The sequence below is a fragment of the Chelativorans alearensis genome (assembly GCF_010993735.1).
Lineage (GTDB): Bacteria > Pseudomonadota > Alphaproteobacteria > Rhizobiales > Rhizobiaceae > Chelativorans > Chelativorans alearense.
In genome coordinates this window covers 64,581-79,357 of record NZ_WQNI01000001.1, presented here as the reverse complement: position 1 = coordinate 79,357, position 14,777 = coordinate 64,581, and the positions used below count along the sequence as shown (strand labels likewise).

Below are 14,777 nucleotides of genomic sequence, written 5' to 3'. Positions count from 1 at the left end.
AACGGTCATCCATGACTTCATCCGCACCGCAAAACACGCTCACCGGCGCCGAAGCCATGGTGAGGATGCTCGACGCCTACGGTGTGCAACACATATTCGGCCTGTGCGGAGACACCACGCTGCCGCTCTACGACGCGCTCTTCCGGCTAGACCACGGCATCACCCACTTGCTTACCCGCGACGAGCGCCACGCAGCCTATATGGCCGACGCCTATGCCCGCGTGACCGGGCGGCCCGGCGTCTGCGAGGGCCCCTCGGGCGGCGGGGCGACCTACATCCTGCCCGGCGTGGTCGAGGCGAACGAAAGTTCGGTGCCTGTGCTGGCGATCAACAGCGACGTGTCGACCGCCTCGCGCGGCCGCTATCCGCTGACCGAACTCGACCAGGTGGCGCTGTTCAGACCGCTTACCAAATGGAACGCCTCGCTGGACGACGCCGAGCGCCTGCCCGCCATGGTGCGCAGGGCTTTCCGGGAGATGACCACGGGGCGGCCGGGCGCGGTGCATCTGGCGCTGCCGTTCGACACGCAGAAGGCGGCGATGACGCCGGACGACATCTGGGCCGACAAACGCCATCAAACCTTCCCGGCGACGCCCGCCGCCCCGGACCCCGGCGCCGTCGAGGCGGCAGCCGAGGCGCTTATCTCCGCCAAGCGCGCGGTGATTGTCTGTGGCGGTGGTGTCGTGCTGGCGGAGGCGATTGAGCCGCTTGCAAGGCTCACCCGGATGCTCGACCTGCCGGTAGCGACCACCGTCTCCGGCCAGGGCTCCATCGCCGAGACCGATCCGCGCGCCGTCGGCGTGGTCGGCTCCAACGGCGGGGTCCCCGCCACGCGCGCCGTGGTGGGCGAGGCCGATCTCGTGCTCTTCATCGGTTGCCGTGCCGGCTCCGTCACCACGGAGCGGTGGCGCAGCCCGGCGCCCGGGGCGCGGATCGTGCATATCGATTCCGACCCGGCCGTCATCGGCGCGAACTACCCGACCGAAGCCGCCGTGGCCGCGGATGCGCGGCTGGCGCTCGAGGCGATCATCGCGACGCTTGAAAGGCGGGGCGCGAAGGGCTCGAACGGCGGCGAGGCACGCGCCGCCACAGCCTGGCAGGCAAAACTTGCCGCCTTCGAGCCATTGGCCGCCTCCAATGAGACGCCGATCCGGCCGGAGCGCATCGTTGCCACACTGCAGCGCCTTCTCGATGCCGACGCCATCGTCTGCGCCGATCCCGGCACGCCCTGCCCCTATTTCTCGGCGCATTACCGTTGGCCCTCGGCCGGCCGCCACTTCATCACCAACCGCGCCCACGGCGCGCTCGGCTACGCCATGGGCGCGGCGATTGGCGCTCATGTCGCGCGGCCGGAGGTCAAGACGGTCGCGGTGATGGGCGACGGCTCCTTCGGCATGAGCGCCGGCGAACTTGAGACGGTGGTGCGCTACCGCATGCCCATTACCTTCATTACCGTGTCGAACAGCGCCTATGGCTGGATCAAGGCCGGGCAGCGCTCGGGCTTCGGCGCCCGCTTCCACAATGTCGACTTCACACGCACCGACCACGCGGCCGTCGCCGCCGCCTACGGCTTGAAGAGCTGGAAGGTCGAGGACCCCGCGAAGCTCGAAACGGTGCTGCGGGAAGCGCTCGAAGCCGGCGGGCCGACACTCGTCGACATCGTCACTCAGCCGCTCGATGAGGCCGCAGCGCCAGTCTCCGAGTGGGTCGCCTGATGGCCACAAGCGGCGCGCAAGACCGCCTCCCCGTCGCCGTCATCGGGGCCGGGATCGTCGGCGTTTCGACCGCCATCTGGCTGCAGCGCGCGGGCCACGACGTCGTCCTCATCGACCGCGGCGAGCCGGGCGAAGGGACGAGCTACGGCAATGGCGGTGTGCTCGCCTCCTGCTCGATCGTTCCGGTCACCGTTCCCGGCCTCATGCGCAAGGCACCGCGGATGCTCCTCGATCCGCGCCAGCCGCTCTTCCTGAGATGGTCCTACCTGCCAAGGCTGGCGCCGTGGCTGCGGGCCTATCTGGGGCACTGCGCACCGGGAGAGGCCAGGCGCATCGCTGCCGCGCTGGCGCCGATCATCGGTGACAGCCATGCCGAGCATCAGGCACTGAGCGAAGGCACTGGTGCGGAAAAATGGCTCGTTCCGTCCGATTATGTCTTCGTCTATCGCGACCGCGCACATTTCGATGGAGATGCCTTCGGCTGGTCGATCCGCCGCGACCACGGCTTCCGCTGGGACGAATTGGAGGGGCAGGCCTTTCACGCATACGATCCGGCCTTTGCCGATCATCTGGGCTATGCCGCGCGGCTCCCCGACCACGGCCGCATTTCCGATCCGGGGCGCTATGTGAAGGATCTCGCCGCCCATGTCGCGGCATCCGGCGGCAGGATCGTCAAGGGCGAGGTCGGCGACCTCGTGCGCGAGAACGGATGCGTCACGGGCGTGCGGATCGGCGGGGAGACGCTCGCCTCTTCGGCGGCGGTGCTTGCCACCGGCGTCTGGTCGAAGCCGCTTTGCCGCAAGCTCGGCCTCGACGTACCGCTGGAAAGCGAGCGCGGCTATCATGTGGAGCTGTGGGAGCCGAGCCTCATGCCGCGCTCGCCAGTCATGGTCGCCGCGGACAAGTTCGTCATAACGCCGATGGAAGGGCGGCTGCGGCTTGCCGGCATCGTCGAGTTCGGCGGGCTCGAGGCGCCGGCTTCGCGCGCGCCTTTCACCCTCTTGACGAAGAACATCCAGGCCACCATGCCTGGCCTTACATGGAAAGGAACCAGCGAATGGATGGGTCATCGCCCCGCGCCCGTCGACTCCATCCCGCTGATCGGGGAGGTGCCGGGCGTAAAAGGCGCCTTTCTCGGCTTCGGTCACCATCACGTGGGCCTCACCGGCGGGCCGAAGACCGGCCGCATCCTGGCGCAACTCATTTCCGGTACAGCGCCGAATTTAGACCTTGCACCATACGCACCTTCGCGTTTCCAATAGGCGCTTGACTTCAGAACCGGGAACAACACCGAAAGATTCCAGAAAGTGGGAGCATTACGATGAAGGGTAGTTCAGTTCTTTTCGCCTCGGTGGCCGCCGCCGCGGCTTCAGTGGGCGCGGCCCAGGCCGAAACATGGGATATGCCGCTTGCCTATCCGGCGACCAATTTCCACTCGGAGAATGCCGAGGTATTCGCCGAATGCGTGCGCGAGGGCACGGACGGCGAGATCGACATCGTGACGCACCCGAACGGCTCGCTCTTCTCTGGCAACGACATCAAGCGCGCGGTCCAGACGGGCCAGGCGCCGATCGGCGAGCGCCTGATCTCCGCTCATGCCAACGAGAACCCGCTGTTCGGCGTTGATTCCATCCCGTTCCTGGCCACCTCCTACGAGGAATCGGAAAAGCTTTGGCAGGCCGCACGCGACAAGCTGGCAGCGGAACTGGAGAACCAGAATCTCGTCTATGTCTACGCCGTGCCGTGGCCGCCGCAGGGCTTCTACTTCAAGAAGGAGGTCAATTCGGTTGCCGACATGCAGGGCATCAAGTTCCGCGCTTACAACGCCGCGACCGCCCGCATCGCCGAGCTTGCCGGCATGGCGCCGGTGCAGATCGAGGCAGCCGAGCTCAGCCAGGCGCTGGCCACCGGCGTTGTCGAGAGCTTCATCTCTTCCGGTTCCACAGGCGTCGACTCCAAGGCCTGGGAAAGCCTGACCCACTTCTACGACGTGCAGGCCTGGCTGCCGCGCAATGTCGTGTTCGTCAACAAGGATGCCTGGGACGGGCTCGACGAGGCGGCGCAGCAGGCCATCGCCACATGCGGCGACAAGATCGCCGCCGAGGGCGCGAAGAAGTCCGAGGAGCTTTCAGCCGGCTATCTGAAGACCCTTGCCGAAAACGGCATGACCGTTTCCCAGCCGAGCGACCAGCTCCGGGAGGAGCTCGCCGCCTTCGGTGCGACGATGACCGACGAATGGCTTGAGAGCGCCGGCGAGGACGGCAAGGCCATCATCGACGCCTACCGCGCCCAGTAGTCCATTTGACAGCGCGGCCCGGACCCTCCGGGCCGCATCTTTTCTGGAGCCTGGAATGCCAACAGCCGCGCGCGCGATCCGCCGCAGCCTCGACGCCGTCTATGACGGGGCGGGCGCATTGGCCGCACTCTGCCTGCTCGCCATCCTCGTCGTGATCTCCACGCAGGTGGTGGCGCGCTGGGCGGGGATCCCCTTCCCCGGCTCCAGTGAGTATGCCGGCTATCTCATGGCCGCCGCATCCTTCCTCGCCTTCGCTCACACGCTCAATCGCGGCGCCCATATCAGGGTCAACCTGTTTCTCACCGCGCTCGGCGAGCGGCGCTTCTGGGGAGAATTGTGGTGTCTCGTCATCGCGTCGGCCGCCTCGGCCTATCTCGCCTGGTTCGCGGTCAGGGCCGTCTACTGGTCATGGAGGCTCGGCGACGTCAGCCAGGGCCAGGATGCCACCCCACTATGGATCGCCCAGACGCCGATGGCGGGCGGTGCCGTCGTCCTCGCCGTCTGCTTCATCGACAATCTGGTGACATTGCTTCTGGCCGGCCGCGACAACATCCGCCCTGACCTTAGCCAACAGAGCAGGGCGGAGTAACCATGGACCAGGTCTACGCCATCGGCCTCTTCCTCTTCGTCCTGTTCCTGCTGCTCGGCTCGGGCGTGTGGATCGGGCTGGCGCTTCTGGGCGTCGCCTATGTCGGCATGGAGATCTTCACCGCGCGGCCCATCGGTGACGCCATGATGACGGTGATGTGGCGCTCGGCCTCCTCATGGTCGCTGACGGCGTTGCCGATGTTCATATGGATGGGCGAGATTCTCTACCGCACGCGGCTTTCCGAGGACATGTTCAGGGGCCTTGCCCCCTGGATGGCGCGGCTCCCCGGCGGGCTGATGCACACCAACATCGCCGGTTGCACCGTCTTTGCCGCCGTCTCGGGCTCCTCCGCCGCCACACTCACCACCGTCGGCAAGATGACGATCCCGGAATTGCGCAAGCGGAACTATCCGGAGCGCATGGTGATCGGCACGCTCGCCGGCTCGGCCACGCTGGGGCTGATGATCCCGCCTTCCCTCACCCTCATCGTCTACGGCGTCAGCATCAACGAATCGATCACCAAGCTCTTCATCGCCGGCATCCTGCCGGGCCTCATCCTGGCGGCGATGTTCATGGTCTATGTCGTGGGTGCCTCGCAGCTCTCGAAAAGCTATCGGCCGACGCCAGAGCCGCCGATGACCTTTATGGAGAAGGTCCACCGGTCGCGGTTCCTGGTTCCCGTCTTCATTCTGATCCTGCTCGTCATCGGCTCCATGTATATGGGCGTGGCGACGGCGACAGAGGCCGCCGCCATCGGCGTCATCGGCTCGCTTCTCCTTGCCGCCTGGCAGCGCTCGCTTTCTCTCGGCACGTTCTGCGAGACCCTGATGGGGGCGGCGCGCACCTCGGCCATGATCGCCCTCATCCTGTCGGGCGCGGCCTTCCTGTCGCTCGCCATGGGGTTCACCGGCCTGCCGCGCGGCCTGGCGACGGCGATCGCGGCGATGGAGCTCTCCCGCTTCGAGCTTCTCATGGTGCTGATGGTCTTCTACATCGTGCTCGGCTGCTTCCTCGACGGCATCTCCATCGTGGTGCTGACCATCGCCATCGTCGAGCCGATGATCCGCCAGACCGGCATCGACATCATCTGGTTCGGCATCTTCGTCGTGCTGGTGGTGGAGATGGCGCAGATCACGCCGCCCATCGGCTTCAACCTCTTCGTGCTGCAGGGGATGACCGGCCACGAGATGAATTTCATCGCCCGTGCCGCGCTTCCAATGTTCGTGATCATGGTGCTGATGGTGTTCCTGCTGATCGCCTTCCCGGAGCTGGCGACGTGGCTTCCCGACAATATGCGGCCGGCAGCGGGCGGCTGAGAGAACCGGCGTGACCGCAGCCCTCAATCTCCTGGGCCTTGCCGCCCGTTACGGGCGCCTGGTCCTTATCCTCGGCCTTGTCGCCGGCATCGCGCTTCCCGGCATCGCCCTCGCCCTGCGGCCGTGGATCGGATCGCTTATCGCAGCGCTCCTGTTCCTCGCGGCACTTCGTGTCGGGCCGCGCCAGGCGGTCGGCGCGCTCAGCGACCTGCGCAACTCCATCGGCTTTGCGCTCGTCTTCCAGGTCGCCCTTCCCGTCGCCGCTCTTATCGCCTTTCAGGCTGTAGGATGGGCGGGAGCGCTCGCGATCGCGCTCGTCCTGATGATGGCGGCCTCGCCGATTTCCGGCAGCCCGAACCTCACCATGCTCACCGGCAACGACCCGGCTCCGGCCCTGCGCCAGCTCGTCGTCGGCACGGCGCTTCTGCCGCTGACGGTCATCCCCGTCTTCTGGCTGTCGCCCGCGCTCGGGGAGGTGGGGGAGGTGCTTGCCGCCGCCGGCAGACTGCTCGCCACCATCGCGCTTTCGGCGGCTGCCGCCTTCCTCATCCGCGGGCTTCTCCTCAAGACCCCCTCCCCCACCACGATGGCCGGCATTGACGGGCTTTCGGCGGTCGTCATGGCTATCGTCGTCGTGGGGTTGATGTCGGCCGTGGGCCCGGCGATCCGCAGCGCCCCGCAGGCACTCGGGATCGCCCTCCTCGCCGCCTTCGCCGGCAATTTCGGGCTGCAGATCCTGGTGGCCGCCGCGCTGCGCCGCGCAGGCAATCCGCACCTTGCCGCTCCCTTCGGCATCGTCGCCGGCAACCGCAACATTGCCCTCTTCCTGACCGCTCTGCCGGCGGCGGTAACCGACCCCCTGCTTCTGTTCATCGGCTGCTACCAGATCCCCATGTATCTGACACCCATCCTGATGGGGTGGCTATACGGAACCAGGCGATCCCGCTCTTCGCGAAGCGCCGGCTAGAGTAATTCCAGGAAAAGTGGAAACCGGTTTTCCGTCCGGAATTGCATGAAATCAAAAGGTTAGATCCTTTCATCGTTTCCGTGAAATGATGAAAGGGTCCAAGCGAAGAGGTCCGGCTGGCAAAGCAGCGCGCATGAGAAGACTATGAACGCGCTGCCTTCGAGGCTGTGGAAACAGTCACGGAAGTTTAACGCGACGGTCAAGCGCATTTCATGTGCCGCAGCGATGCTCCCTGTCTGGATGTGATGCATTCCTCAGGAGGGAGTTCCGGCAATGACGCGACTGTCCATATTTCTTCTCCTCGCTGCTTCCACGGCGCTCGCCGCACCAGCGGCAGCAAAGGATACGTCCTATATCGGTTCGGTTCACACGGTTTCCGGCACAACGGCCGACACGGCGCGCGGCAAGGTCTTTCTCGACTCCAACCGCAACGCCAGGCTGGACGAGGGTGAAGGTGGCGTGGAAGGAGTGCTGGTCTCCAACGGGCGTGAGGTGGTGAAGACAGACGCCACCGGCAATTACGAGCTGCCCGCCTATGACGACATGAACGTCTTCATCACCAAGCCAGCCGGCTATGCCGTGCCGGTCAGCCAGGACATGGTTCCGCAATTCCATTACGTTCACAAGGTCGCGGGCTCGCCCGACCTGCGTTTCGGCGGCATCGAGCCTACGGGCCCGCTGCCCGAGGCGATCAACTTCCCGCTGGTCGAGGACGACATCGGCAACCGTTTCTCGTGCCTGGTCTTCGGCGATCCGCAGCCCTACAACAACCGCGAAGTCGGCTATGTGCGCGAGACGGTCGGCGCCATGCTCGCCAACCGCGATAACACGAACACCGAATGCCTCATCTTCGAAGGCGACGTGATCGGCGACGACCTGTCGCTCTATCCCCGTTTCAAGAAGATCGTGGCGACCGGCCGGGTGCCGCAATATTTCGTGCCAGGCAATCATGATGTCGATTTCGACGCGGGAAGCGACGCGGATTCCTTCGACACCTTCCGCCGCGAATGGGGCCCGGAATACTACTCCTTCGACATCGGCAATGTGCATTTTGTGGTGCTCGACAATGTGCGCTACCCCTGCAACGGCGTCGACGACCATCCCTTCTGCGACCCTGCCGAAAGCCCTTCCTACAACGGCGTCATTCACGACCGCCAGATCGAGTGGCTGCGCAATGACCTCGCGCATGTGCCGCAGGACAAGCTGATCGTCCTCAACGCCCACATTCCTTTCGTCACCTTCACCGACAACACCGCGCAAAAGCACCAGACCGACAATCTCGACGTTCTCTACGAGATCATCGGCGACCGCCCCGCGCTTGGCCTGACCGGCCACACCCACACCACAGAGCAGATCATGCCGGGCGAGCATTTCGAGGGCTGGGCGGAAGCCACCAACACCGGCCCCGCCAAGTTCCATCAGATCGTCACCGGCGCCGTGTCGGGCTCCTGGTGGTCCGGTGACCTGGACGACCGAGGCGTTCCGCGCTCCACCCAGCGCCTGGGCAATCCGCGCGGCTACTTCGTCTTCGAGTTCGACGGATCGGATTATGTAGAGACCTTCGTCCGCTTCGGCGGTACCAAGGACGAGCAGATGCACGCCTCCTTCAACACGCCGCGTTTCCGCGAATGGGCGGCAGACCTGATGGCCTTCGCCGATCTTTACGAGACGCCAAACGGCGTCCTGCCGCCGGTCACCGTCAACGACCTCGGCGACATAAACATGATCACGCTTGACGACCTGAAAGATGGCACCTGGGTAGCGGCCAATGTGTGGAGCGGCGCCAAGGGCGACACAGTGTCGATCTCCATCGACGGCGGGGCGGCGATCCAGGCCGAGCGCACCCAACCGGGCAACGGCGAAGCAAAGCTCAAGGGGCCGGAATATGCCGATCCGCTGGCGCTGGTCACGCAGGCGACCGTCGGCCGAGTGGCATTCCGTTCCGCCCGGGGCGGCGAGGACACGGCCGGCTTCACCACCGGTCGCGGCAGCCGCGCCGCAGGTGTGCCTGGGCCGCTGTCGCGCGGACTTCTGACCGACAATTCCAGCCATCTGTGGCGCGCTGACCTGCCGGAAACCCTGGCCGAGGGCGTTCATGTGCTGGAGGTGAAGACGACCGACCGTTACGGCCGGACCTTCACACACAACCTTACCTTCGAGGTGGTGAACGAACTTCCCTATCCCGACTGGAACGAGGGTTTGTTCAACTAAGGTCTGTTGCGGTTCGCCCTTGCCCGGGCGTTGAAATCGCCCGGGCAAATCACCTGCGGAGCCAATGTGCGTATCATCGTCCACGTCGCCCTGATCCTGACCATGCTTCTTGCCCATGCAGGCATGGCGCACGCGCATTTTGCGCAGGGCACGAAACTGCGGACCATCCTGATCGCGCCGCACGGGGAAACATTGACCGCCTATGTGCGCGCGCCGCTGCCGCTCGTCTTTTCCGACGTGATCACGAGCGCACAGGCAAGCAGCCAGCCGCTGGGCACACCGTTCCTCTATTTCGAAGAGACCGGGGCGGGAGGTCGCTACAGGGTCTCGATGGGCGCTATAGCGGCCGACGAACCCGCGTTCCGGGAGCGGCTGGAACGTGCTCTGTCCTGGTCGCAGAACGGCCGGGAAATCGCCGCCCGCCTCATTGCCATGCGCGTTCACGCGCGCATGCCGGCGAGCCCTTTCGACGGCCGGGAAGCGGCGGAAGCCGCGATCGCAGGCGCAAGCAGCGGCCTCGATCCGGTTTTTGGTGAAGCCTATGTGGATTTCGCGGTCAGCCTGTCACCACCCGACGCCGCCGGCTCGGTGACCGTACGCTCGGCCTATCCGCCGCTGCCAGTCCCCGATGGTGTGACCATCGACAACCACATCATCGACGCGCGCGGCGAGGTGCCGGTTTCTTACACGCGACCGGGGCAATTGGAGCAGCCCGCCGCGATCGACGCCTCGCTCTGGCGCACCGTCGGCGAATTCGTCTGGCAGGGCGTACTGCACATCATCGAGGGGCTGGATCATGTCTTCCTGGTTGTCTGCCTGGCGCTTGGCATCGGCGCGCGCGGCCGGCTGTTGTGGATCGTGACGGCGTTCACGCTTGGCCATTCGGTGACGCTGATCGCCACCTTCCTCGGCGCGACGCCTTCCTGGCCCTGGTTCATCCCGGCGGTCGAAGCCGCCATCGCGGCAACGGTGCTTTACGCGGCGGTCGCCGCTCTAATGCGCAGGATGGATTCGATCGTGCTGATCGCCGGCGTCGGCCTGCTGCACGGGCTCGGCTTTTCCTTCGTTCTCGGCGATATTCTTGGCCGTGACGCGCCCAACCTCGTGCCCGCGCTGGCGGCTTTCAATGCCGGTATCGAAATCGGCCAGTTGACGATCATTGCCGCAACCTTGCTTGCGGTGGCCGTCGTAACGCGGCTTTCGGCTTCGCTCACGCCGGTCCTGCGCGCAGTAACGCTCGCCGGCATCGCTGTCGTGTCGGCCTGGTGGCTCGTGGAACGGTCCGCAACGCTCGTGGCGTAACCACCGCTTACGCATTTCCAACTGCTCGCCACCGCACGCTGGCGCGGGGCGTTGCTCTCGCGCCCTGCGTCCGCCATTGCCAGATCAGGAGCGTTGGGCGAAATTCCGGCTATGTGGCTCCTGAAACTGACGCTGGCGCTCGCCGGGTTGTACGCGGTCGTCGTCGCCGTCGCGTATGCCCTTCAGACCTGGATGATCTTTCCGGCCGGCCTTGCAGCTTTCGGGCCCGAACTGCCTGCCGGAGCACGCCGAGTCGAACTAGCGACGAAGGACGGGGAGCATGTCGTCCTGGTGCGCCTGCCGGCGGAGCGGCCGACGGCCGAACCACGGCCGCTCCTGCTGGGCTTTGGCGGCAACGCCTGGAACGCCGACGCGCTTGTCCTGATGTTGCGCCAGATATTCCCCGAATATGAGGTCGCCGCGTTGCACTACCGCGGATATGGGCCGAGCAGCGGGCGCCCATCGGCGGTCGCCCTGTTCGACGATGCCCAGCGCGCGTACGATCACCTCGCCGGTGAGGTCGAAACAGGCATCGTCGCGGTCGGCCTCAGCGTCGGTGCTGCGGTTGCGGTGGATCTGGCAGTTACCCGATCCCTGCAGGGTATCGTCGTCGTAACCCCGTTCGACTCGCTCGAAGAACTTGCCGCTCACCATTATCCCTGGCTTCCAGTGCGCCTCTTGCTGCGGCATCGCATGGAGACGGCGGAAACCTTGCGCGGCCTCGACGTGCCGACGGCCGTCATCACGGCGGAAAACGACGTCGTCGTTCCCGCGGCGCGCTCAGCGCCCGTTCGCAAGGCGGCTCGCGACCTGCGTAAAGACATCACGATCGCGTCTGGTCACAACGACCTTTATGGCCATCCTGACTTTGCCGACGCGCTTCGCAGCTCCGTCGCTGCGGTAAGCGTCGATTGAGGCGCAGCCTCGCTGCGGCCGAACTCCATCTGCTGGACAACGCGCCCAAAGACCTGGACGGCATGCCGGTAGACCCCTTGTGGGGAAAGCGTGCTACCCTGCCCCCTTCGCCACATCCGCCACCGCGGCCTCCGCGATGTCGAACATCTCGTCGATCTCCTTTTCGGAGATGACGAGCGGAGGACAGAAGGCAAGCGTGTCGCCGAGGTTGCGTGAGATCAGGCCGCGGTCCTGCATGGCCTGGTTGATGCGGCCGCCAAGGGCGCCAGGCTTGTCGGCGAGCGCCGGATGCGCGAACTCGACGGCGCCGATCAAGCCGATGCCGCGCGCCTCCACCGCCAACGCACGCCCGCCCAGCGCTTCGAGCCGCGCCAGGAAGCGCGGGGCGACCTCCCGCACATGGCCGAGCACGTCGCGCTCCTCCATGATCTTCAGGTTCTCCAGCGCCACGGCAGCGGCCACCGGATGCCCGCTGGCGGTAAAGCCGTGGCCCCAGGTGCCGATTGCGTGCGACTCGTCGGCCAGCGGCGCATAAACCTTCTCGTTGACGAGCAGCGCGGAGATCGGCAGGTAGGAAGAGGAAAGCTGCTTCGACAGCGTCATGATATCGGGCTCGAGGCCGTAGGTGGTCGAGCCGAACAGCTCACCCGTGCGCCCAAATCCGCAGATCACCTCGTCGGCCACGAAGAGGATACCGTATTTCTTCAGAACCGGCTGGATCGCCTCCCAATAGCCTTCCGGCGGCACGATGACACCGCCCGCCCCCATCACCGGCTCGGCGAAGAAGGCGGCGATGGTCTCCGGCCCCTCCTCGACGATCAGCGCCTCCAGGTCCCGGGTGCAGCGTTTTGCGAAGTCCCCTTCGCTCTCGCCCTCCTCCTTCATGGTGCGGTAGTGCGGGCAGGTGGTGTGCAGGATGCCGGCAAGCGGCAGGTCGAAGGAGCGGTGATTGTTGGGCAGGCCCGTGAGGCTCGCCGAGGCCAGGGTGACGCCGTGATAGCCCTTTACGCGCGAGATGATCTTCTTGCGCTGCGGCTCGCCCAAGGCGTTCGAGCGATACCAGATCATCTTGATGGCCGTGTCGTTGGCCTCGGAACCGGAATTGGTGAAATAGGCCTTGGACATGGGCACCGGCGCCATGGCCACCAGCTTTTCGGCGAGTTCCACCGATGGCCCGTGCGATTTATGCGCGAAGGTGTGGTAGTAGGGCAGCTTCTCCATCTGCCGCGCCGCGGCCTCGGCCAGGCGCTTCTCGCCGAACCCCAGAGCCACGCTCCAAAGCCCGGCCATACCCTCGATATAGCGCTTGCCGTTGTTGTCGTAGACATGGACGCCCTCGCCCCGCTCGATGACGAGCGGCCCCGTTTCCTCGTGCTTGCGCGCGTCGGTGTAGGAGTGGAGGTGGTAGGCGATGTCACGCGCTTCGAGGGAATTGGGCAGGCGGCTCATGTCGGGCCTCTCGGTTTGTTGGCGTCGACCGTGGCACGCCGCCACGGCTTCCTGTCATTCCTGACAAGCAACGCCATTCCTGACAAGCGAAAGGCCAGCGATCAATAGGCCAGCGAGGCGGTGGACTATAGGCCGCGCCCTCCGGCCCGCCCGGCTACCCCCGGCCGACCAACGGCATCTTGGTGGCCATGACCGTCAGGTTGAGCACGTTGGCCTCCAGTGGCAGGCCGGCCATGTAGACCACAGCCTCCGCCACCTGGCTGACCGGAATGGTCGGCTCGCTGGCGATCTCGCCGTTGGCCTGCAGCACGCCGGCGCTCATCCGCGACGTCATGTCGGTTGCCGCGTTGCCGATGTCGATCTGGCCGCAGGCGATGTCGAAGGGCCGGCCGTCGAGCGCCGTCGACTTGGTGAGGCCGGTGATCGCGTGCTTGGTGGCCGTATAGGGCGCGGAAAAGGGCCGCGGCGTCGTCGCCGAGATGGAGCCGTTGTTGATGATGCGCCCGCCGTGCGGGGTCTGCTTCTTCATCAGCCGCATGGCCTGCTGCGTGCACAGGAAGGCGCCGGTGAGGTTGGCCGCGACGATGTTGCTCCACTGGTCGAAGGTGATCTCCTCCATGGGCACGGCCGGCACATTGGTGCCGGCATTGTTCACCAGGAGGTCGAGGCGGCCGAAGCTCTTCTCGATCTCGGCGAAAAGAGCCGCCACCGACTGCGGATCGCCGACATCGGCGGAGATCGCCCGGAAGGTACCGCCCGTTGCCGCCGCCATCTCGCTCGCCGCCGCCTCCAGCACGTCGGCGCGCCGGCCCGAGACGACCACGGTATAGCCCTCCGCTCCCAGCGCCTCGGCGATGCCGCGCCCTACGCCGGTACCACCGCCCGTCACCAGGGCAATCCTGCCCGCTGCCGATTTTTTCTCTGCCATGTCAGATCGTCCCACCAAGTTCGTCCTCGATATGAATCCGGATGATATCGTCGAAGCTCTTCTCCGCCGTAAAGCCCAGCCCCTCAGCGCGCCTCTCGTCGAAATTCGTCGGCCAGCCGGCGACGATCCTGCGGATCGTCGGGTCCGGCTCGCGGCGGATCAGCCGCACCGCCTTCTCCCCGGCCGCGCGCTTCAGCGCCGCGATCTCCTCGCCCACCAGCGCCGAAAGCCCCGGCATGGTGAGGTTGCGCCGCGGCCCCACCTGCGAGAGGTCGAGCCTGGCCGCATGGATGAAGAAGCCGACCGCCGCGCGCGGGCTGGCAAACCAGTGGCGCACGTCCTCTTCCACCGGCAGCACAGCCTCCTGGCGGGCCAGCGGCTCGCGCAGGATGTTGGAGAAGAAGCCGGATGCCGCCTTGTTCGGCGTGCCGGGACGAATACAGATGGTGGGAAGCCTGAGACCGATGCCGTCGAAAAAGCCGCGCCGTGAATAGTCGGACAGAAGAAGCTCCGTAATCGCCTTCTGGGTACCGTAGCTCGTCAGCGGCGTTGCAAAAAACTCATCGTCGATCCTGTCCGGGAACGGAGCGCCGAAAACGGCGATGGAGGAGGCGAACACGAGGCGCGGCCGGTAGGGCTCCTTCAGTCCCTCCAGGCGGATCGCCTCGAACAGCGCCCGCGTCCCGTCGAGATTGACCCGGTATCCCTTCTCGAAATCCGCCTCGGCCTCGCCGGAGACGATGGCCGCGAGGTGGAAGATGACATCGGGGCGCTGGGCGGCGAGCTTTTCGGCGCTGCCGGGCGCCGAAAGGTCCATCGCCATGGGCGAGGCGATCCCGGCAAGTGCGGCCGGCACCGGCGGCGCGACGATATCGACCAGCGACAGGCGGTTTACCTCGGCGCCGAGCGCGCCCTCCTCCGCCGCCAGCCGCTCAACCAGCTTGCGGCCGACCATTCCGGCGGCACCGATCACCAGCACATGCATCTAAGGCAGTCCTCCCATGTTGCGCCGGTGGCAAGATCTGTCACCGAACGATCGGCGCCCTGATAGAGCAGCGGTATGCCACGATTCTTCGTGCAAGCGTAGGA

General features: G+C 65.8%; 12 protein-coding genes. 9 read left to right on the top strand and 3 right to left on the bottom strand.

Annotation, left to right across the window (positions count from 1 at the left end; all coding sequences use genetic code 11):
• Positions 1–11 precede the first annotated feature (11 nt).
• The 9 genes from GPJ75_RS00360 to GPJ75_RS00320 all read left to right on the top strand — a co-directional run bounded on the left by GPJ75_RS00360 (position 12) and on the right by GPJ75_RS00320 (position 11,311).
• Positions 12–1,715: a thiamine pyrophosphate-binding protein gene (locus GPJ75_RS00360; RefSeq protein ID WP_163263952.1), complete on the top strand. Its 1,704-nt coding sequence runs from the start codon at positions 12–14 to the stop codon at positions 1,713–1,715.
• Complete coding sequence (locus GPJ75_RS00355) at positions 1,715–2,977, top strand: FAD-dependent oxidoreductase (protein ID WP_163263950.1); 1,263 nt, start codon at positions 1,715–1,717, stop codon at positions 2,975–2,977. Before GPJ75_RS00360 ends, GPJ75_RS00355 begins: the two co-directional genes overlap by 1 nt.
• 59 nt (positions 2,978–3,036) lie before the next feature.
• Positions 3,037–4,011 carry a TRAP transporter substrate-binding protein gene (locus GPJ75_RS00350; protein ID WP_163263948.1) on the top strand — a complete coding sequence of 325 codons (975 nt, stop codon included), beginning with the start codon at positions 3,037–3,039 and terminating at the stop codon, positions 4,009–4,011.
• A 55-nt stretch (positions 4,012–4,066) separates the two neighbouring features.
• Positions 4,067–4,600, top strand: coding sequence for a TRAP transporter small permease (locus GPJ75_RS00345; RefSeq protein ID WP_163263946.1), 534 nt, complete (start codon positions 4,067–4,069; stop codon positions 4,598–4,600).
• A 2-nt stretch (positions 4,601–4,602) separates the two neighbouring features.
• The gene (locus GPJ75_RS00340) at positions 4,603–5,916 is read left to right on the top strand and encodes a TRAP transporter large permease (protein ID WP_163263944.1); all 1,314 of its coding nucleotides are present in this window, start codon (positions 4,603–4,605) and stop codon (positions 5,914–5,916) included.
• A 10-nt stretch (positions 5,917–5,926) separates the two neighbouring features.
• Positions 5,927–6,883 carry a hypothetical protein gene (locus GPJ75_RS00335; RefSeq protein ID WP_163263942.1) on the top strand — a complete coding sequence of 319 codons (957 nt, stop codon included), beginning with the start codon at positions 5,927–5,929 and terminating at the stop codon, positions 6,881–6,883.
• A 273-nt stretch (positions 6,884–7,156) separates the two neighbouring features.
• Positions 7,157–9,094, top strand: coding sequence for a calcineurin-like phosphoesterase C-terminal domain-containing protein (locus GPJ75_RS00330; protein WP_163263940.1), 1,938 nt, complete (start codon positions 7,157–7,159; stop codon positions 9,092–9,094).
• A gap of 66 nt (positions 9,095–9,160) precedes the next feature.
• Positions 9,161–10,396, top strand: a complete 1,236-nt coding sequence (locus GPJ75_RS00325) for a HupE/UreJ family protein (RefSeq protein ID WP_163263938.1) — start codon at positions 9,161–9,163, stop codon at positions 10,394–10,396.
• Between the two features lie 111 nt (positions 10,397–10,507).
• On the top strand, positions 10,508–11,311 hold the full coding sequence (locus GPJ75_RS00320) for an alpha/beta hydrolase (RefSeq protein ID WP_163263936.1): 804 nt from the start codon (positions 10,508–10,510) through the stop codon (positions 11,309–11,311).
• Positions 11,312–11,404: 93 nt separating this feature from the next.
• Here GPJ75_RS00320 and GPJ75_RS00315 read toward each other — a convergent pair whose 3' ends face one another.
• From GPJ75_RS00315 to denD, 3 genes are all read right to left on the bottom strand, one after another.
• Positions 11,405–12,760 (bottom strand): aspartate aminotransferase family protein, encoded by a 1,356-nt coding sequence (locus GPJ75_RS00315; protein WP_163263934.1) that lies wholly within the window; start codon positions 12,758–12,760, stop codon positions 11,405–11,407.
• A 154-nt stretch (positions 12,761–12,914) separates the two neighbouring features.
• Positions 12,915–13,688 carry an SDR family oxidoreductase gene (locus tag GPJ75_RS00310; RefSeq protein WP_163263932.1) on the bottom strand — a complete coding sequence of 258 codons (774 nt, stop codon included), beginning with the start codon at positions 13,686–13,688 and terminating at the stop codon, positions 12,915–12,917.
• A 1-nt stretch (position 13,689) separates the two neighbouring features.
• Positions 13,690–14,673 (bottom strand): D-erythronate dehydrogenase, encoded by a 984-nt coding sequence (gene denD, locus GPJ75_RS00305; RefSeq protein WP_163263930.1) that lies wholly within the window; start codon positions 14,671–14,673, stop codon positions 13,690–13,692.
• Positions 14,674–14,777 lie beyond the last annotated feature (104 nt).

Excerpts from the sequence above, each read along its gene's own strand:
- GPJ75_RS00360 (WP_163263952.1), top strand. The coding sequence starts at position 12 with ATGACTTCATCCGCACCGCAAAACACGCTCACCGGCGCCGAAGCCATG.
- GPJ75_RS00355 (WP_163263950.1), top strand. The coding sequence starts at position 1,715 with ATGGCCACAAGCGGCGCGCAAGACCGCCTCCCCGTCGCCGTCATCGGG.
- GPJ75_RS00350 (WP_163263948.1), top strand. The coding sequence starts at position 3,037 with ATGAAGGGTAGTTCAGTTCTTTTCGCCTCGGTGGCCGCCGCCGCGGCT.
- GPJ75_RS00345 (WP_163263946.1), top strand. The coding sequence starts at position 4,067 with ATGCCAACAGCCGCGCGCGCGATCCGCCGCAGCCTCGACGCCGTCTAT.
- GPJ75_RS00340 (WP_163263944.1), top strand. The coding sequence starts at position 4,603 with ATGGACCAGGTCTACGCCATCGGCCTCTTCCTCTTCGTCCTGTTCCTG.
- GPJ75_RS00330 (WP_163263940.1), top strand. The coding sequence starts at position 7,157 with ATGACGCGACTGTCCATATTTCTTCTCCTCGCTGCTTCCACGGCGCTC.
- GPJ75_RS00320 (WP_163263936.1), top strand. The coding sequence starts at position 10,508 with ATGTGGCTCCTGAAACTGACGCTGGCGCTCGCCGGGTTGTACGCGGTC.
- GPJ75_RS00315 (WP_163263934.1), bottom strand. The coding sequence starts at position 12,760 with ATGAGCCGCCTGCCCAATTCCCTCGAAGCGCGTGACATCGCCTACCAC.
- GPJ75_RS00310 (WP_163263932.1), bottom strand. The coding sequence starts at position 13,688 with ATGGCAGAGAAAAAATCGGCAGCGGGCAGGATTGCCCTGGTGACGGGC.
- denD (WP_163263930.1), bottom strand. The coding sequence starts at position 14,673 with ATGCATGTGCTGGTGATCGGTGCCGCCGGAATGGTCGGCCGCAAGCTG.